Raw genomic sequence first — 18660 nt, 5'->3', positions numbered from 1 at the left:
ATGACCGATCTCGCGTCAGTCGACTACTTCGCCGACCCGGCCGTCGCCCAGGATCCGTACGAGTACTACGAATACCTGCGCAGCAACGGGCCGGTGTTCGCCGAGCCGCATCACGGCGTGGTGGCGGTGACCGGCTACCAGGAAGTCATGGCGGCCTTCAAAGATCATGCGTCGTTCTCAGCCGTGAACGCCATAGGCGGCCTGTTCCCGCCGTTGCCTTTCGAACCCGAGGGCGACGACATCAGCGAGCAGATCGAGGCGCATCGCCACCTGTTCCCGATCCACGAGCACATGGTGGTCATGGACCCGCCGCAGCATGAGCGCGCCCGGTCGCTGCTGAGCAAGCTGCTCACGCCTCGTCGCCTCAAGGAGAACGAGGACTACATGTGGCAGCTGGTCGATCACCAGCTCGACCAGTTCATGGACCCCTCTGGTGCGGCTGGAAAATGCGAGTTCCTGTCCGAGTACGCCAAACCCTTCGCCACCTCGGCGATCATCGACCTCTTGGGCGTTCCTGAGGAAGACCGACCCGAATTCCTTGCCGCACTTGGTGCCGAGCGGCCGGAGGGCAACCGGGTCGGGGCGCTCGACGGTGAGCCGGTGGGGCTGGACCCGCTGCAGTACCTGGACGGCAAGTTCGCCGGATACCTCGCCGAGCGCCGGCGCGAGCCGCGCGGTGATGTGCTCTCCGGCATGGCCACCGCCACCTATCCCGACGGCTCGACGCCGGAACTGCTGGAGGTCGTCAAGCCGGCCACCTTCCTGTTCGCCGCCGGGCAGGAGACCGTCACCAAGCTGCTTACCGCCGCGGTGCAGACCCTTGGGGACCACCCCGAATACCAGCAGATGCTGCGTGAGAACCCGGACGGTATCCCGACTTTCATCGAGGAAGCGCTGCGGATGCACTCACCTACGAAGATCGACTTCCGCTTGGTCCGTAAGACCACCACGCTCGGCGGCGTCCACCTCAAGGCCGGGACCATCGTGATGCTGTGCCTCGGCGCGGCCAACCGAGATCCCCGCAAGTTCGACGATCCCCAGACGTTCCGTCCGGATCGCAAGAACGTCCGCGAGCACATCGCTTTCGGTCGCGGCATCCACACGTGCGCCGGCGCTCCCTTGGCGCGGGTCGAGGGGCAGATCACCGTCCGCCGCCTGTTGGACCGTATGCGGGACATCAGGATCGATGAATCCGTGCACGGTCCGGTCGGACGACGGAACTACGCCTACGAGCCGACATTCCTGTTGCGTGGTCTCACCGAACTGAACATCGAGTTCACCCCAGCGAAAGGCTGACGGGCCCGCCGTGGTGATCAACCCCGTCGAGAATGCTCGACGGGACCCGGAACACGCGGCCCGGTGAGGCCGGCCACGGCAGCGTCTTGCGGCCGATGACCTTGCCATCCTGGCGCGCAACGACTTTCGGTATACGCACCAGGGTGTCGGTCCACAACAGCAGTCGGTGACGCGCGGGCGCGGGGTCGCCGGGACGCAGCAGGCCGGGCGCGACCCATCGCAGTGGGGCTGCGGCCTCGATGCGGATCGCCTCGTCCGGGATGGCCGCACCATCGAGGTAGCGACGCACCTGGGCTGCCACATGCCGGCCGTCGAGTGCGGCGATGTCGGCGGTGTCCACCGGGTGCAGCAGGTTGCCGATCGCGAAAACGCCGTCCCGGCTGGTCCTCAGTGCGGTGTCGACGACGGGTCCCAGGCTGCTCGGGTCCATGTCGAGACCGGCGGAGCGGACCAGCTCGTGGTCGGGAATCCAGTCGCCGGTGAACACCACGGTGTCGCATGCCACGATGCGGCGCTGCCCGGTCCGCGTATTCTCGATCTCCACGCCTACGACCACGCCCTTGCCGATGATGCGGGTCACGCGGGTGGTGGTGGCCACCTTGACGCCCATGAACGGGGTGCGGCCGGCGAGGTTGAACACTGCGTAGGACTCGGGCGACGGGTATTCGCTTGTCATCAAAGCGGTTTCGCACCCGACATGCTTGAGGGTGAGCACTGCCGAGTAGCTGACCAGTTCGGCTCCGACGATGACGGCGCGCTTGCCCACGCTGCGGTGCTGCAGGTGCACGGTGTTCTGTAGCTGCCCGGTGGTGTAGATGCCAGAGGGCCGGTCGCCGGGGATCATCCGGGCCGGACGGGCCCGTTCGCGGGCGCCGGTGGCCAGGACGATCGCGCGCGCGTCGAGGCATTCGCGGCCGGCGGGCGAGGTGAGTTCCAGGGATTTATCGCCGGCCCAGCCGGTCACCATGGTGGAGGTACGGATCTCGGCTCCGGCCTCCGCTGCCTCGCGGACCAGACGACGTGCGTACGCCGGCCCGCTGATGGAGGTCTTCATATCGCGGATGCCGTAGCCGGGATGGTCGCTGTGGCGTGGAATGCCTCCAGCCTCGGATTCGCGTTCCAGCACAACCACATTGAGGCTTGAGTCGCGGGCCAGCTCGGTGGCGGCGGTCAGGCCGGCGGGCCCGCCGCCGATGATCGCGACGTCGTAGGTGCTCATCGATTCGTCTCCTGAGATTCGCGCTCGAACACCGACTGCACCTCGGCGCCGCAGAAGAATGCTTGGCAGCGGCCATTCATCACGCGGGTGCGTCGTCGCAGGCCTTCCAGGGCCGCGGGTGGGATGACGGAATGGCAGGCATCGCGCAGTTCACCTTCGGTGACCCGTTCGCAGAAGCACACGATCCGGCCGTAGGCAGGGTCGGCGGCGATCTTCTCGGCCTGCTGATAGGGACGGGGGAATGCCTCGCCGAGGTTGGGCATCTGCGGCGGGGCCGGCGGCCGCTCGGCCGGGGTGAGCTCAAGTCCTGCCGAGATCAGTTGATCGCGGGCGTATTCGGCGATCGCCATGCCCCCGGTCAGGCCGGTGGACCGGATCCCGCCGACCAGCAGGTAGTGCTGCGCCGGATCGGCCTCGATCAGGTAGTCGCCGTGGTCGATCGCGGCCCGCAACCCGGCATAGGTCGCGGTGACCTCTTCGGCAAGGAGCCGGGGCATCAGCGCGCGACCCTTTTCCAGGAGGAACTCGAATCCGGTTTCCGAAGTGCCGGTTGCGCTGCGGTCGGTGAGGTCCTCGGAGGTGGGGCCGAGCATGACGTTGCCGTAGATGGTGGGGCTCACCAGAACCCCCTTCCCGCGTGAGGTGGGCACCGGCAGCACGATCTTGTCGACCAACGGCCGTGCCAGCTTGTCGTAGACGATGAGCTCGCCACGGCGCGGCGTCACGTTGAATCGCGAGAAGCCGAAGAGGTTGTCGATGACATCGGCTCCCAGGCCGGCCGCGTTGACCACCCACCGGGTACGAACAGCGCCCGCGGAGGTGTGCAGTGTGGTCACCTCGTCACCGGTCTCGACGCGTTCCACCCGGTGATCGGTCAGCAAGGTGGTGCCCCGGTTGACAGCATCGGTGGCCAGCGCGAGGTTCACCGTCCAGGTGCAGATGATCGATTCGTCGGGCACGGTGAGGCCGCCGAGTGCGCCCGGTCCCAGCGCGGGAACCGCGGCGTAGACGGCGGCGGAATCGACGATCTCGCACCGTTGATACCCGTTTGCCTCGGCCTTCTCCTTCAATCCCGGTAGGGCATCGAGCTGCTCGTCGTCCCACGCCACCAGGATGGCTCCGGTGTGCTCGACCGGGATGCCGGTTCGGCTCGCGTAGTCGGACAGCAGCTCGTAACCGCGGCTGACCATCCTGGATTCCAGCGTTCCGGGTTTGGCGTCGAACCCGGTGTGCAGGATTGCCGTGTTGGCCTTGCTGGTTCCGTCGCCGACATCGTCGCGGGCTTCGAGCAGGGCAACGGACAGTTGGTATCCCGACAGCTCACGCGCTATGGCTGAGCCGACGATTCCGGCTCCGATGACCACGACGTCGAACACGTCGGGCCTACTCGGGGTGTTCATGAAATCTCCTGGTTGTACGTGTTCTCGGCGAGTTCGCGCCAGGCCGAGCGGAATTCGGCGGCGCGTGGCGGACTCCAGCGGGGTTCGTAACTCGCCGACGGGGTCCAGTCGGTGACGACGTCGGCCATCGACTTCTCAGGTGCCAGGCTGAGTCGGGCGAGCGCGGCGGCGCCCAAGGCAGTGGCGTGCGCCGAGGGATACACGTCGACGGGCACCTGCAGGATGTCGGCGCAGGCCTGCATCAGCACCGTGGACTGGGTGAGCCCGCCGTCGGCGCGCAGCCGGGTCAGTGGTGGTGCGTCGGCGTCGATAGCCGACACCAGCTCGGCGACCTGGGCGGCGATACCCTGCAGTACCGCCAGCACGATGTGCCCGCGTCCGGTGGACAGTGTCATGCCCGAGATCGTTGCGGTGGCTTGCGATTTCCACCATGGAGCGGCCAGGCCGGCCAACGCCGGAACGCAGAGCACCCCGGCGTTGTCGGATTCGGCAACGCCGTCCATCTCGGCGGCCCCGTTGATCACGCCGAGTGAGGTGAGCCATTTGACGGCTGAGGCCGCGGTATAGACCTGGCCGTCGATGCAGAACGAGTCGACACCGCCGACGCGCCAGGCCACCGAGGAGGTCAGGCCGGTCGTGGAGCGCACCGGCGTGGTGCCGGTGTTGGACAGCAGGAAGGCGCCGGTTCCGAACGTGCACTTGGCCATACCGGATTCGAGGCAGGCTTCGGCCAGCAGCGCGGCCTGCTGGTCCACCACAATGCCACCGACCGGGATAGCGGAACCGAAAGCCGATGTGGTGCCAATGATCTCGTCGTTGGAGGCGATCCGGGGCAGGCGCTCGCCGTCCAGACCGAACACAGCCAGTAACTCAGGGCTCCAGTCCTGGGTGCCCAGCTCCACGGCTGCCGACCGGCTGGCCGTGGTGGCATCGGTGACGAACTCGCCGGTGAGCTGGTGCAGCAGCCAGGTGTCGGATGTAGTTATGACGCTGCCGGCCACTCCGCCCATGTTGCGCCGTAGCCAGGCCATCTTCGGCGCCGAGAAGTACGGGTCGAGCACCAATCCAGTTCGGGCGGCGAGCATGTCGGCGTGTTCGGCCAGGCCGGCGCACAGCGATTCGGCGCGCCGGTCCTGCCACACGATGGCCTGGGTCAGGGGCTCGCCGGTGGCGGGATCCCAGGCCAGCACGGTCTCACCCTGATTCGCCAGCGACACCGCGTCCACCGGTCGCCCGGCCTGTTCGAGTGCGGCGCGCCCGGCGCCGAGCACGGACTCCAGCAGTTCTGCCGGGTCCTGCTCGACGCCGCCGCCGTCGAGGTAGCGCGGGTGGACAGCGACCTCGGCAATGCCTACAACACCCTCTTCGGGATCGACAACGATCGCCTTGGTGCCCGAGGTGCCTTGGTCGATGGCCAGTACCGTCATTTCACGGCATCCTCGGTATCGCCTGCGACATGGTCCAGTTCGGCGTCGATCGAGGCCATCGCGGGCATCTTCAGCCCATCCTTGCCGCGGGTGATCAGCAGGTAGCCGAGGTACACCGCACCGATGGCCACCATCACCAACACGTACAGCCAGGGGTCCTTGAAGGACGCGTCGCGGAACAGGGAGAGAACGAACACCAGCCACACCACCGCGACAGCCAAAACCGGGATCTCCCAGCGGCCCAGTTTGAAGCCGGCGCTCGGGGGCAGCTTCTTGCGGGTCGCGATGTAGAGGGCGACGGTGATCGCGTAGATGGTGGCGGGGAGCAGCGTCGCCGCGGAGAACAGCTTGAACAGCGCGTCGGTGCTGGTGGAGAAGATTCCGAGGATCACGGCCGAGGTGGCCGCCATGAAGACGGTGGCGTTCGCCGGGGTGCGGAATCGCGGTGAAACCTTGTGCAGTACCTGCCATCCCGGAAAGCGCTGATCGCGCGACATCGCCCAGACCAGACGCACACCGCTCATCAGGATCACCAGCCCGCAGGCGAAGATCGCGATGGCCACCAGGATGAGAAGCGCGGTGCCGACGAAGGAGCCCAGGATGTCGCGGATCACGTCGGCGATCGGGGTACCCGACTGGGCCAGCGTGGTCGGATCGTTGACCGCAGCGGTCACCACCAACAGGAAAAGGAAGCCGAGCACGCCCGAGGCCAGCACGGCCTGCCACATCGCACGTGGCACAACGATTTCGGGGTTCTTGGTCTCTTCGGCGAGGTTGGCGGCCGACTCGAAACCGACGATGGTGAAGGCGCCGAGCAGGAAGCCGAGCATCCACGGGCCCACCGAAGTGGCGGTGCCGAAGCTCCAGTAACCCTCGGCCGGGATATCTCCGCGGGAGAACAGATTGCCGACCGAGAGCTTGTGCGCGATCACGCCGACGATGAACAGCAATACGACCAGGGCGACCATCCCGATCAGCTCGGCGGTGACGGCGAAGTTGTTTACCCGCTCGGTCCACTTGGTCGACAACCCGACCAGCAATGCTTGCAGCAGCAGCACTCCGGCGGTGATCAGGAATGAGGTCGCGGGGGTGCCGGTGAAATCGAACAGTGCGGGTACCACGGTGGCGGCGACGGTGTAGTCCACCGCGACCACCACGATCGCCAAAAAGGTGAAGGAGATCCAGCCGGTGATCCAGCCCAGGATGGGATTGGCCAGCCGTGACACCCACTGGTAGGCGTAGCCGGTCACCGGGATGCGGGCGGCCAGCGAGCCGAGCAGCAGCGCCACCGCGACCTGTCCGACGATGACGAACGGCCAGGTCCAGATGCCCATGGGGCCGGAGCTGTTGAGCACGCTGCCATAGGTGGTGAAGATTCCGGTGGCGATCGAGACGAACGCGAAGGCCACGGCGAACGAGGCGAACTTGCCGGTGCCGCGTTCCAGGGTCTCGGTGTAGCCGTACGCGGAGACGTTTTTCGGTGTGGGCGGTGTGGAAGAATTGGGCATCGATCGGGCTTTCTGACGGAATTTGACTGTTTCGCGAAGGTTGAGCTCGGTCCGCGGGCGACGCTGCAACGTCGCCCGCACCCGTTTCAGGCGCTTGCCGGCCGCGCCGGCATGACCACACCCCCCGTCTCCTCGAAAGCCGCTGCAACGGCTGGGTCGGTGCTCTGGTCGGTGATCAGTCCGTTGACCGCACTCAGATCGCAGACCCGGTAGGGCGCGACCTGCCCGAGCTTGGAGGAGTCGGCCAGGATGTAGCTGCGGGCACTGTTGGCGATGATCGTGCGACGGACATCGATCTCGTCGAGATGGAAGTCAGTGAGCCCGGCCGCCGCGTCCACGCCGCCGGACCCGAGCAGTGCGATGTCGGCGTAGATGTCGTTGAAGAAGGCCTTGGTGTGTGCGTTCGAGCAAGCCAGGTCGCCGGCCCGGACGCGTCCGCCGGCCAGCAGTAGCTGGATTCCGGGCCGGTCGGCCAGTTCCACCGCGACGGGCAGGGATGGGGTGATTACGGTGCCGGTGAAACCCCGGGGGATGGCGTGCGCGACGGCCACGGCCGTCGTCCCGATGTCGATGATCACGGTCTGCCCGTTTTCGAGCAGACCCGCTGCGACCCGGGCCAGCTGGGCCTTGGCCTGGTGGCGGATCATCGTGCGCTCGGTGTAGGACGGCTCGATGGGGCGGTGGTCAGCGACTGCGGCCGCGCCGCCGTGGACGCGGCGCAGCGCACCGCGTTCCTCGAGAAGGGCCAGGTCACGGCGGACCGTCTCGGCCGATACCCCGAGGCGGCGGACCAGTTCGTCCGTGCTGATCGTCTGGGCGGTGTCTACCGCATCGACGATCGCCTCATGACGTTCAACCGGCAGCATGGCTGACCGTCGTTGTGGATTTCTGACCGGACATGACGGTTATTGTGGGGTGTTGCCTGGCTCACGTCAACCGGAACCGGGAAATCAGTCGAGGGGGTATCCGTACTCGCTCATCATGTCGCGCAGGTGGGTATCGCCGACGCGCGCGATAAACCTCAGTACCGCCGGCCCCTTACCGTCATCGATGGTTGGGTCGGCCCCAGCCGCCATCAACACCGCCACGATCTCGGCCCGTTTCCCGGTCGTGTTGCGCACGGCTTGATAGAGCGGTGTGCAGCCGTCTTCGGCGATTGCGTTCACCTCGGCGTGCGCCTCGAGGAGGATCTTCACGATGTCGACGCTGTCGCTCTGGGCGGCGAAGTGCAGCGGCGTCATCCCGACGTTCTCGACCGCGTTGACGTCGGCGCCCAGCGCCAACAGTCGCGTGGTGTTCTCGATCCGAAACTTGTTGCCGATCCGGAAGTTCTCGGCCGCGAGCTGCGGGTCCTTCAGGGCAGCGGTGTAGTTCAAGCCGACCGGATCATTTGTCACGGCGTAATGCAGGGCCGTGCGGCCTGCGCGGTCGGTACCGACCGGATCATCGCGCGGCACGACAGTGCGGTCGTTTCGGCGGCCAGGGGTGAACCTGAACTTCACCGGGAAACCGTATCAACGCACGGCGATCCGGATGTTCTTCACCTGCTGGAACTCGTTGAGGCCTTCCACACCCCCGGTGCGTCCTGAGCCGCTCTGCTTGTAGCCGCCGTAGGGGCCCTGCGGAGAGATGTCGCTGAACTGGTTGATCCACACGGACCCGGACTCCAGCCGACGGGCCACCCGGTGGGCGCGATTGAGATCCGTCGTCTGGACGAACGCGTTCAGACCGTAGGGGGTGTCGTTGGCGATCCGCACGGCCTCGTCCTCGTCGCGGAATCGCATCACCGACACCACCGGCCCGAAGGTCTCCAGTTGCGCGAGTTCCGAGGTGTTGTCCACGCCACCGAACACGGTCGGCTCGACGTAGTAGCCGTCGGCGAGGTCGCCGCCGATTCGCTTGCCGCCCAGCAGCAATTCACCGGTCCCGCTCGAGACCGCGGCGTCGACCACGGCCAGGATCCGGTCGGCGGCGGCCTGGCTGATCACCGGGCCGAACGTGGTCGCCGGATTCATCGGGTCGCCGACGTTGGCCGAACCGACCACACCCAGAAACCTCTCCAGGAATTCGTCGTAGACCGCGTCGTGGACCAGTATCCGGCTCGCGCACGCGCAGCTCTGCCCTGATTGCATGAGCGGGCCCTGATGCGCCGACAGCGTGGCAGCGAGGTCGAGATCGGCATCGGCGAAGATGAGGTTGGCAGACTTGCCGCCCAGCTCGGTCACCACAGGGGTGAGATTCGTTGCGGCGGCCTGCAATACCTTGCGTGCAGTGGCGCCGCCGCCGGTGAAGGCGATCTTGCCGATGCCGGGATGACGCACCAGCGCCTCGCCGCCTTCGGCGTCGGCGGGGACGACGGTGACCAGGCCCTCGGGGAGTCCGGCTTCGAGGCACAGCTCGCCGAAGCGCAGCGCCGCGAAGGGTGCCAGCTCCGAGGGTTTGAGGACGACGGCATTGCCGGCGGCCAGTGCCGGGGCGACGCAGGATCCGGTGACGACGAGCGCGCCGTTCCACGGGGTGATGACGCCGACGACGCCGTAGGGCTCACGCTCGACGAGGTTGATGTCGAACGACCCGTTGACCGGCGTGCTCAACCCGTGCGGTTTATCGGCGTAACCCGCGAAATGCCGCAGGAACCGTTCGAGAAGCATTGCGGTGCCGGCGAACGAGATCGGCACCGCGTAATCGGCCACGTTGAGTTCGGCGAGCTCTCCGAGGTGCTCGTGCACCACGTCGGCCAGGCCGATCAGCACGTCACGGCGCCGGTCGACGGTCAGCGAGACCCATTCCCGCTGCGCTTTGGTCGCTGCCTGGACCGCGTCGTCGATCTCGGCGGCACCGGCCAGGTCCACGGTCCCGTTCGGCCGGCCGGTCGCCGGGTAGATGTGCTCGAATTTCATGCCTCGCTGCGCCATTCTTCGAGCACCCGCTGCTTCTGTTCGCCGATCACTTGGTTGAGGTTCGACGCCTTGGGCCATCCGTAGTATGCCGCGAAATGCAGTGCCAGCTCATCCATTTCCTCGAACGAGACGTCGCGGCTCTTCAGCGCGGCGTAGACGTGGCTCAGGATCGGCAGCGGCGCATCCTGGAATGCCACGCAGGCCACCGTCACCAGACGCCGTTCCTTCATGCCGAGTCCGGGACGCAGCCACATCTCCCCGAACACGAAGTTGAGGATGCCTGCCCCGGAGTACGGGTTGTCGCGGGTCGGGGCGAACGGGATGCGGTTGATGTCCCGGAATGACTGCTCACCGCAGAGCAACCGGTCCTCCGGATCGCTGGGCGTGGTGAGCGGCAGCAGCGGCTCGGGTGCGGGCGGTGTCAGCCCCCGCTCGCGATGAATCCGGTCCCATTGCTCGTCGACCATGATGTTGAACCGCGAGGCCTTGGGCCACCCGGCGTACACCGCGAAATGCAGAACGGTTTCGCGCATTTCGACGATGGACACGTCGCCGCTGTTGAGCGCGGCGTAGACGTGGTCGCGCAGTGGCCCTTCGGCGTCGGCCGCCGCGACGCACGGCAGCGTGACGAACCGTCGGTCCCGGCGGGAGAGCGCGGTGCGGGGCCACACCTCGGCGAACACGAAGTCGATGAGGTTCGACGCGGCCGGGGAACCATCCGCGGGTGCCTCGAACGTCATCACCTCGGCGAACTCGCGCCTGCCGCGCTCGGTCCGGGTATCGGATGCGGTCATCGGATCGTCGCCCCGGCGTCGACCTTGAACTCCAGCCCGGTGACGTGCCGGGCCTCGTCGGAGATCAGGAACAGCACCGCATTGCTGATGTCCAGTGCCTCGGTCATCTGGATCGGCAGCGCATTCTGGAAAATCGACCCCAGGTCTTGACGGGTCTCGTGGATCAGGGTGTGCAGGGTGTCGGGCCGCAGCCCGGTGGCGACTCCGGTGGGATGCACCGTGTTGACCCGAACATTGACCGCGGCAAGCTCATTGGCCAGGGCGCGGCTGAGACCGACCACGCCGTGTTTGGATGCGGTGTAGGGCGTGTGCAGCGGTGAGCCCTTGATCCCCGCCACCGAACTGACATTGATCAGGCTGCCGCCGTGTTCCACCAGATGCGGCAGTGCGGCCGCGCAGGTGTTCCACGTGCCGATCAGGTTCACGTCTACGACGGTGCGCCACTGCTCCGCGGTGGTGGTGTCCCAGGTGCCCGCGGTCAGAACCCCGGCGTTGGCCACCGAGGCCTCCAGACCGCCGAGCTCAGCCACACCCTCGGCGACTGCGGCGCTCAATGCCGCACCGTCGCGCACGTCGACCACGTAGGGCAGGGCCTGACGGCCGAGTTCCCTGACGAGGCGGGCGGTTTCGTCCAGATCGTCGCGGGTGGCCAGGGGATACTCCACCTCCGGCAGCGATTCGCAGATGTCGACGAGGATCAGGTCGGCGCCCTCCTCGGCCAGGCGTACCGCGTGGCTTCGGCCCATACCGCGTGCTGCTCCGGTAATCAGCACGCGCTTGCCGGCGACCCGCCCCATCAGAGTTTGTTCGTGAAGCCGGCGTCGACAGGGAGGGTGACCCCGGTGACGTACTTGGCAGCGTCGGACACCAGATAGCTGATGGCCGCGCTGATGTCTTGAGGCTCCAGTAGCGACACCGGCATCGGGTTCTGCAGGTGCGGACCGCCGTCGGGGTAGTTCTCCAGGAACGCCGTCATCGCCGGGTTGACCGCCATCATGGTGTTGACCGCGGTCGGGTGCACGGAGTTGACCCGGATGCTTTGCGGGGCAAGGGCATTGGACAGGGTACGCATCAGCCCGACGATGCCGTGCTTGGATGCGGCGTAGCCCAGCCCGCCGCCCTGCAGGCCGCCGAAGCCGCGCAGCCCGGCAGTGGAACTGGTGAAGACGATCGACCCACCGCGCCCGCCCTCGATCAGGTGGGGGATCGCGGCCTTGGCGGTGTGGAACGACCCGACGAGGTTGACGTCGAGCACGTCGGTCCACATCTCCAGGTCTTCTTCGATGGTCAGCTCACGGAACGCCATCGTGGCGATGCCGGCGTTGGCGAGCACGATGTCCAGCCGTCCGAACTGCTCGACGCCCGCGTCGAGTGCGGCTTTGAGTGCGTGGAAGTCACGCACATCGGCGACCGAGGCGATCATCTTGCCGCCCGCGGCCTCGACCAGCGCGACGGTCTCGTCGAGCTCCTCGCGGCTGGCCATCGGATAGCCGTTGGATGGGATGTCGGCGCAGATGTCCACACCGATGATGGCGGCGCCTTCACCGGCAAGCGCCACCGCGTGACTGCGGCCCTGACCCCGGGCTACCCCGGTGATGAAGGCGACTTTTCCGTCCAGATTTCCCATTGATCCTCGCTTCGCCGAATGGCTGTAACCGTGTTACAGCGGTACGGTAACGTGGTTACTCTCCGGCGGCAAGGGTGTTCTCGAAGTGGCAGATGAGCGTGATCGGATCCTCGACATCGTCGTGGAGATCCTCGAGACCGAGGGCTATGAGGCCGTGCAACTGCGTGAGGTGGCGCGCCGGGCCAAGACCTCACTGGCCACGATCTACAAGCGCTACTCCACCCGCGATGAGTTGATCCTGGCCGCGCTCGATACCTGGATGGCCGAGAACCGGTATTCGGGAGTGGCCGGACAGGTGCGCGCGCCGGGGGAGTCCCTGTACGAGGCACTGATGCGGATGTTCCGCACCATCTTCGAGCCGTGGGAGAAGCACCCGGACATGCTGCGGGCCTACTCGCGGGCCAGGGCGGCCCCGGGTGGGGACCGTCTGGTGCGCCGCGGCCTCGACGCGGTGGTGCCCGCGGGCCTGTCCATCCTGGCCGGAGTGGATGAAGCATTCGTGCACGATCTCGACAACATCGCGACCAGCCTGGTGTTCGGACTGGTCGGCCGCTTCACCGCGGGCGAGATCGCCATCACCGAGATCCTGCCGAGCCTCGACCGGACTATCTACTGGCTCACGGCGGGCTACGACGCGGGGCGTTAGACGATCTGCGCGTCGATGAACTCAACGATGTCGGCGGCGACCTCGCGGTGCACGGACTCGTTCAGGATGTCGTGGCGGCCGCCGTCAAACTCCTTGAACTGCAAGGGTTCTATCTGTTCGGCATAGGCCTTGACCGCGCCGGCCGGGGCGATGACGTCGGCCGACCCGTGCAGGGCCAGGGTGGGCACGGCGAGCTTGGGCAGTTCCGCGCCGAATCGGTCCCAGGCTCGGTCCAGCTCGCGGGTGAGCGCGGCTCCGTCGGCGTCGACGAAGGCCAGTGGGTCGTTCTCCATGGCATCGAGGTAGAACGGGTCGGACGAGAGCCAGTTCGGATCCAGGTCCAATGAGGTGTCCGGATCGAGCATTTCGGGGATCGGAACCAGCGGGGCACCGGAGATGATGCCGGCCCGGTACCGGCGGGGTTCACCGAGCAGCCGGAACAGGGTCACCACCGAACCGAACGAATGTCCTTGTGCCACCAGAGGTATGCCCGGGGTCGCATGCTCGGCGAGGGCGGTCAGCGCCTCGGCCAGCGATGAACTGTCCTCGATGCTGCCGAAATCCCCTCGGGTGCCCGGGGTCAGACCGTGCCCGAACTGGTCGACCGCCCACAGGTCGAAGCCCGCGGCATTGAGCGCGAATCCGTAGCGGTGGTAGACCCCGGTGTGTTCACCGAACCCGTGCAGGAAGACGACGGCCGCGCGGGGTTCGGGGGCGGCCCAGTGCCGGTAGTAGGCCCGCCCGCGGTCGTGCTCGAGGAATGGCATGCCCCTACTTTGCATCAGCGAATGCCGAGCAGCACGTCGTGTTGGCCGGCCATCCGTTCTTGGATCGCCTCGACCACGGCGGCCACCACCGGGCGGCGCAACGTCTCGGCCCGGGCCACCAGCCAGTAGCTCAACCGAACCGTCATTTCTGCGGGCAGCACCCGCACCAGGTCCTCGTGCCGGTCGGCCATGAAACAGGGCAGCAGTCCCAGGCCCGCCGCGGCGCGGGTGGCCTCGACATGGACGAACACGTTGGTGGACGTGACCGATTCGCGCATGGCGGGCGCAAAGCTGGTGGCCATGTCGAGGTCGTCGACCTGCAGCATGGAGTCGATGAAATAGACCAATGGAAACCGGGACAGGTCCGCGACGTCGGCCGGTGTCCCGTGCTCGGCCAAGTAGTCACGTGCGCCGTACAGGCCGAGGCAGTAGTCGCCGAGTCGGATCGCCTCGGCCCGTCGCACCTGGGGTGCGCCGACGACGATCTCGACGTCCAGGCTCGAACGCTGTTGGGACGCCCGTCGGGTGGCGGTCACGATCTCGACGGTCAGGCGGGGATGGTGACGTTGCACCTTGGCGGCCGCGGGCGCGGCGATGTAGGCGCTGAAACCGTCGGTCGCCGAGATGCGGACCACGCCCGCGAGTTGCCGGGCGCCGGTGGTCCCCAGGGCGGACACCGCGGACTCGACAGCTTCGGCGGCCGCCAGCGCCTCGCGGCCGAGGTCGGTGAGTTCCCATCCGCCGCCCGCGCGGGTCAGCACCCGGCCCCCGATGGCCTGCTCCAACGCGGCGATGCGCCGCGAGATCGTGGTGTGGTTGATGCCCAGCTCATCGGCCGCTGCGGTGTAGCGGCCGGAGCGGCCGACGGCCAGCAGAACGAGCAGATCGTCCGCACTGGGGCGGCCAGGCCTTTGCGCACCGTCCATTTCTGCATTTTTGCAGACTGTTGGTGCGGTTTTACCCATTGCGGCGGGTTCGGCGTGCATGAATACTCACGAAAGCTGTCAGGCACATCACAGTCACGTCATAAGGAGAGCCGCGGATGAGCGCGCCCAATACGACCGGTCTGCGCCGCGTCGTCGCCGCCTCGATGGCGGGCACGGTGGTCGAGTGGTACGAGTTCTTCCTTTTCGGAACCGCTGCCACGCTGGTGTTCAACAAGTTGTTCTTCGACCAGGGGTCGAGCGATTTCGACAACATCCTCAAGGCCTTCCTGATTTACGCCGTCGGTTTCCTCGCACGCCCCATCGGCGGCATCGTGTTCGGCCATTACGGCGACAAGCTCGGCCGCAAGAAACTGCTGCAGTTCAGCCTGATCCTCGTCGGCCTGGCCACCTTCCTGATGGGCTGCCTACCGACCTTCGGGCAGGTCGGCTACCTGGCCCCCATCCTGCTGGTGGCGCTGCGCTTCCTCCAGGGATTCGCGGTCGGCGGCGAGTGGGGTGGCGCGGTGCTGCTGGTGGCCGAGCACAGCCCGAACCGTTCGCGCGGTTTCTGGGCCAGTTGGCCGCAGGCCGGTGTTCCGGTGGGCAACATGCTGGCCACGGTGGTGTTGCTGGTCCTCTACGGCTGGCTGAGCGACGCGGCGTTCCTGTCCTGGGGTTGGCGCGTGGCGTTCTGGCTGTCGGCCGTGGTGGTACTGGTCGGCTACTACATCCGCACCAAGGTCACCGACGCCCCGATCTTCGTTGCGGCCCAACAGGAAGCCGAACAGATCAAGGCCAGCTCGTTCAGCGCGATCGAGGTGCTCAAGCGCTACCCGCGTGGGGTGTTCACCGCGATGGGTCTCCGATTCGGCGAGAACATCATGTACTACCTGGTGGTCACGTTCTCGATCACCTATCTCAAGGAGCACGTGCACTCCGACACCAGCGACATCCTGTGGTGGCTGCTCATCGCGCACACGGTGCACCTCGTAGCCATCCCGATGGTCGGGGCGCTGTCGGACCGGTATGGCCGCCGCCCGGTGTATTTCATCGGCGCCGTCGGCGCCGCCTGCTGGGGCTTCTTCGCCTACCCGATGATGGACAGCGGCCAGTATCTGCCCGTGATCGCGGCCATCACGCTGGGCCTGGTGATCCATGCCCTCATGTACGCGCCACAGCCCGCACTGATGTCCGAGATGTTCCCGACCCGGATGCGCTATTCCGGTGTCTCCCTTGGTTATCAGGTCACCTCGATCGTCGCCGGATCGCTGGCGCCGATCATCGCGGTGTGGCTGTTGAAGACCTATGGCTCCTCGGTGCCCATCGCGGTGTACCTCGCGCTGGCCGCGTTGGTGACGCTGATCGCGTTGGCGTTCACCCGTGAGACCAAGGGGGTCGACCTGGCCGAGATCGACGCCGCCGACTTGCAACGGGTGACGGCATGAGCGATCTGGCCGGCCGCACGGCCCTGGTCACCGGCGCCGCCAGCGGTATCGGTGCGGCCTGTGCCCGTGAGCTCGCGTCTCGCGGGGCCGTGGTGACGGTGGCCGACATCAACGGGCCTGCTGCCGCCTCCGTGGCCCGTGAAATCAGTGGAAAGCCTTGGGCTGTCGATCTTCTCGACGTATCGGCGCTGGAGGCGCTGCAGCTGGACTGCGACATCCTGGTGAACAACGCCGGGGTGCAGAGCATCCACCCGATCCAGGAATTCCCGCCCGAGCGGTTCCGGATGCTGCTGACGTTGATGGTCGAGGTGCCGTTCCTGTTGATCCGCGCCGCGTTGCCGCACATGTACGCACAAGGGTTCGGTCGCGTCGTCAACATCTCGTCGGTGCACGGCTTGCGGGCCTCGGAGTTCAAGTCCGGTTACGTCACCGCCAAGCATGCGCTGGAAGGGTTGTCGAAGGTGACCGCACTGGAGGGCGGCCCGCACGGGGTGACCAGCAACTGCGTCAACCCCGGTTATGTGCGCACACCGTTGGTGACGAAGCAGATCGCCGATCAGGCCCACATCCACGGCATTCCAGAGCAGGACGTGCTGGCCGAGGTGCTGTTGAAGGAAAGCGCGATCAAGCAGCTGGTGGAGCCGGAAGAGGTAGGCGCGTTGGTAGGTTGGCTGGCGTCGCCGAGCGCCCGGATGGTGACCGGGGCGTCGTACACGATGGATGGTGGGTGGAGCGCACGATGACGTCAACAGCTCAATGGGAACCGACACCGGAAGGCATTGAGGCCGCCCGGGTCACCGACTTCGCCCGGTTCGTCGAGTCCCGCACCGGAATCAGCGCGCCGGACTATCAGAGCCTGTGGCAGTGGTCCGTCGATGATCCAGCCGCGTTCTGGGGCGCGCTGTGGGATTACTTCGAGTTGGGTGAGCGGCCGGAGCACGTGCTCGTCGGCGACACGATGCCGGGTGTGAGGTGGTTCCCCGGTGCCCGGCTCAACTACGTCGACCAGGTGGTCCGCCAGGCCCGCACCGACCGTCCGGCCATCCTCAGCGTTGCCGAAGGCGGCGCGGTCACCGAGCTGTCCTGGGCCGAATTGCTGCGCCGTACGGCGGCTTTCGCGCACACCCTGCGATCAATTGGGGTGCAGCCGGAGGACCGGGTCGTCGGCTACCTGCCCAACATCGCCGAGGCCATCATCGCGTTCCTGGCCACCGCGAGCATCGGCGCGATCTGGAGTGCCTGCGGACAGGACTACACCGCCAAGGCGGCCCTGGACCGGCTCGGCCAGTTGGAGCCGACCGTGCTCGTGACCGCCGACGGCTACCAGTTCGGAGGCAAGTCCCACGACAAGAGCGCCGACATCGCCGCGGTGCGCGACGGCCTGCCGACGCTGAAGGCCTCGGTGCTCGTGTCGCGGCTGGGTGCGGCCCGGGAGGATTGGCTGGACTGGGAATCCGCGACTGCCGGCAGGGCCGAATTGGCCACGACACCGGTCGATTTCGATCACCCGCTGTGGGTTCTGTACTCGTCGGGCACCACCGGCCTGCCCAAGGGCATCATGCACGGCCACGGTGGCGTCCTGCTCGAACACCTCAAGGCGGTGGCGCTGCAGTCCGACATCGGTGGTGACGACACGTTCTTCTGGTACACCAGCCCGAGCTGGATGATGTGGAACTTCCAGGTGGCCGGTCTATTGGTCGGGGCCACCATCGTCTGCTACGAGGGCAGCCCCACCTATCCGACGGCCGACGCGCTGTGGCACATCGCCGCCACCGTCCGGGCGACTGTGCTCGGTACGAGCCCCGGTTATGTGCTGGCCTGCGCGAAAGCCGGCGCGGTACCCCGCGAACAGCATGATTTGTCGGCACTGAAAACCGTGGGCATCACCGGATCGTCGCTGCCGCCGTCGTCGGCGCTGTGGCTTCGGGACAACGTCGGCGAGCGGGTGCAGGTGTCGTCGCTCAGCGGGGGCACCGACGTGGTGTCGGCCTTCATCGGCGGCGCACCGACCGTCCCGGTATGGCCGGGCGAACTCTCGACGCGCTACCTCGGGGCCGCGGTGGATTCCTGGGACGAATCCGGCAATCCCGTCCGCGGGGAGGTCGGCGAGCTGGTGATCACCAAGCCGCTGCCCTCGATGCCCATCGCATTCTGGAACGACGCCGACGGATCCCGTTACCGCGACGCCTATTTCGAGATGTTCCCCGGAGTGTGGCGCCACGGCGACTGGATCACCATCACCGACCACGACAGCATCGTCGTGCACGGGCGGTCGGACTCCACGCTGAACCGCAACGGCATCCGGATGGGCAGCGCCGACATCTACCAGTCGGTGGAACGGTTACCCGAGATCGCCGAGGCCCTGGTCATCGGGGCCGAACAACCCGACGGCGGATACTGGATGCCGTTGTTCGTGGTGCTCGCCGAGGGCGTCGATCTCACCGATACATTGCGGGACAAGATCATTCAGACGATCCGCACCGAGGTGTCACCGCGACACGTGCCTGACGACATCCTGCTCGCCCCGGGTATCCCGCACACTCGCACGGGCAAGAAGCTCGAGGTCCCGATCAAGAAGCTGTTCCAGGGAGCCGATGCGGCCAAGGTGGTCGAGCGCAGCGCGGTCGACGATCCGGACCTGCTGGACTGGTACGCCTCGATCAAGCGCTAGGTGGCACGTGCGGCGCGTGCCAAATTCGGCGGAC

General features: G+C 66.8%; 17 protein-coding genes. 5 read left to right on the top strand and 12 right to left on the bottom strand.

The features are described 5' to 3' along the window. Nucleotides 1–1296 carry a cytochrome P450 gene (locus AB0I14_RS21420; RefSeq protein WP_358025718.1) on the top strand — a complete coding sequence of 432 codons (1296 nt, stop codon included), beginning with the start codon at nucleotides 1–3 and terminating at the stop codon, nucleotides 1294–1296. Here AB0I14_RS21420 and AB0I14_RS21415 read toward each other — a convergent pair. From AB0I14_RS21415 to AB0I14_RS21370, 10 genes are all read right to left on the bottom strand, one after another. Then, entirely contained in the window at nucleotides 1277–2515 is a 1239-nt protein-coding gene (locus AB0I14_RS21415; RefSeq protein ID WP_358025716.1) for an NAD(P)/FAD-dependent oxidoreductase, read from the bottom strand. The genes AB0I14_RS21420 and AB0I14_RS21415 overlap by 20 nt on opposite strands. Then, nucleotides 2512–3915, bottom strand: a complete 1404-nt coding sequence (locus tag AB0I14_RS21410; RefSeq protein ID WP_358025714.1) for an NAD(P)/FAD-dependent oxidoreductase — start codon at nucleotides 3913–3915, stop codon at nucleotides 2512–2514. The genes AB0I14_RS21415 and AB0I14_RS21410 overlap by 4 nt, the downstream gene beginning before the upstream one ends. Further along, nucleotides 3912–5342 carry an FGGY family carbohydrate kinase gene (locus tag AB0I14_RS21405; RefSeq protein ID WP_358025712.1) on the bottom strand — a complete coding sequence of 477 codons (1431 nt, stop codon included), beginning with the start codon at nucleotides 5340–5342 and terminating at the stop codon, nucleotides 3912–3914. The genes AB0I14_RS21410 and AB0I14_RS21405 overlap by 4 nt, the downstream gene beginning before the upstream one ends. Further along, nucleotides 5339–6850, bottom strand: a complete 1512-nt coding sequence (locus AB0I14_RS21400) for an amino acid permease (protein ID WP_358025710.1) — start codon at nucleotides 6848–6850, stop codon at nucleotides 5339–5341. The genes AB0I14_RS21405 and AB0I14_RS21400 overlap by 4 nt, the downstream gene beginning before the upstream one ends. 86 nt (nucleotides 6851–6936) lie before the next feature. Beyond that, nucleotides 6937–7716 (bottom strand): DeoR/GlpR family DNA-binding transcription regulator, encoded by a 780-nt coding sequence (locus AB0I14_RS21395; protein WP_358025708.1) that lies wholly within the window; start codon nucleotides 7714–7716, stop codon nucleotides 6937–6939. Between the two features lie 84 nt (nucleotides 7717–7800). Further along, nucleotides 7801–8352: an ankyrin repeat domain-containing protein gene (locus AB0I14_RS21390; protein ID WP_358025706.1), complete on the bottom strand. Its 552-nt coding sequence runs from the start codon at nucleotides 8350–8352 to the stop codon at nucleotides 7801–7803. 12 nt (nucleotides 8353–8364) lie between these two features. Then, complete coding sequence (locus AB0I14_RS21385; RefSeq protein WP_358025704.1) at nucleotides 8365–9750, bottom strand: aldehyde dehydrogenase family protein; 1386 nt, start codon at nucleotides 9748–9750, stop codon at nucleotides 8365–8367. Continuing rightward, nucleotides 9747–10544 carry a carboxymuconolactone decarboxylase family protein gene (locus AB0I14_RS21380; RefSeq protein ID WP_358025702.1) on the bottom strand — a complete coding sequence of 266 codons (798 nt, stop codon included), beginning with the start codon at nucleotides 10542–10544 and terminating at the stop codon, nucleotides 9747–9749. Before AB0I14_RS21380 ends, AB0I14_RS21385 begins: the two co-directional genes overlap by 4 nt. Then, nucleotides 10541–11341, bottom strand: coding sequence for a mycofactocin-coupled SDR family oxidoreductase (locus AB0I14_RS21375; protein ID WP_358025700.1), 801 nt, complete (start codon nucleotides 11339–11341; stop codon nucleotides 10541–10543). The genes AB0I14_RS21380 and AB0I14_RS21375 overlap by 4 nt, the downstream gene beginning before the upstream one ends. Next, nucleotides 11341–12171: a mycofactocin-coupled SDR family oxidoreductase gene (locus AB0I14_RS21370; protein ID WP_358025698.1), complete on the bottom strand. Its 831-nt coding sequence runs from the start codon at nucleotides 12169–12171 to the stop codon at nucleotides 11341–11343. Before AB0I14_RS21370 ends, AB0I14_RS21375 begins: the two co-directional genes overlap by 1 nt. A gap of 85 nt (nucleotides 12172–12256) precedes the next feature. Here AB0I14_RS21370 and AB0I14_RS21365 point away from each other — a divergent pair, with 85 nt between their 5' ends. Then, nucleotides 12257–12817 (top strand): TetR family transcriptional regulator, encoded by a 561-nt coding sequence (locus tag AB0I14_RS21365; RefSeq protein ID WP_358025696.1) that lies wholly within the window; start codon nucleotides 12257–12259, stop codon nucleotides 12815–12817. Here AB0I14_RS21365 and AB0I14_RS21360 read toward each other — a convergent pair. Then, nucleotides 12814–13584: an alpha/beta fold hydrolase gene (locus AB0I14_RS21360; protein ID WP_358025694.1), complete on the bottom strand. Its 771-nt coding sequence runs from the start codon at nucleotides 13582–13584 to the stop codon at nucleotides 12814–12816. The genes AB0I14_RS21365 and AB0I14_RS21360 overlap by 4 nt on opposite strands. A gap of 14 nt (nucleotides 13585–13598) precedes the next feature. Continuing rightward, entirely contained in the window at nucleotides 13599–14510 is a 912-nt protein-coding gene (locus tag AB0I14_RS21355; protein WP_358025692.1) for a LysR family transcriptional regulator, read from the bottom strand. Nucleotides 14511–14626: 116 nt separating this feature from the next. Here AB0I14_RS21355 and AB0I14_RS21350 point away from each other — a divergent pair, with 116 nt between their 5' ends. From AB0I14_RS21350 to AB0I14_RS21340, 3 genes are read left to right on the top strand one after another with little or no spacing between them, the layout of a single operon-like run. Continuing rightward, nucleotides 14627–15955 (top strand): MFS transporter, encoded by a 1329-nt coding sequence (locus AB0I14_RS21350; RefSeq protein WP_358025690.1) that lies wholly within the window; start codon nucleotides 14627–14629, stop codon nucleotides 15953–15955. Continuing rightward, nucleotides 15952–16698, top strand: coding sequence for a 3-hydroxybutyrate dehydrogenase (locus AB0I14_RS21345; protein WP_358025688.1), 747 nt, complete (start codon nucleotides 15952–15954; stop codon nucleotides 16696–16698). Before AB0I14_RS21350 ends, AB0I14_RS21345 begins: the two co-directional genes overlap by 4 nt. After that, nucleotides 16695–18626, top strand: coding sequence for an acetoacetate--CoA ligase (locus AB0I14_RS21340; protein ID WP_358025686.1), 1932 nt, complete (start codon nucleotides 16695–16697; stop codon nucleotides 18624–18626). The genes AB0I14_RS21345 and AB0I14_RS21340 overlap by 4 nt, the downstream gene beginning before the upstream one ends. Nucleotides 18627–18660 lie beyond the last annotated feature (34 nt).

It is taken from the genome of Mycobacterium sp. NPDC050441 (assembly GCF_040655355.1).
Taxonomy (GTDB): domain Bacteria; phylum Actinomycetota; class Actinomycetes; order Mycobacteriales; family Mycobacteriaceae; genus Mycobacterium.
Note: the sequence above shows the minus strand (reverse complement) of the source record. Positions and strands in the feature narration are given on the sequence as shown.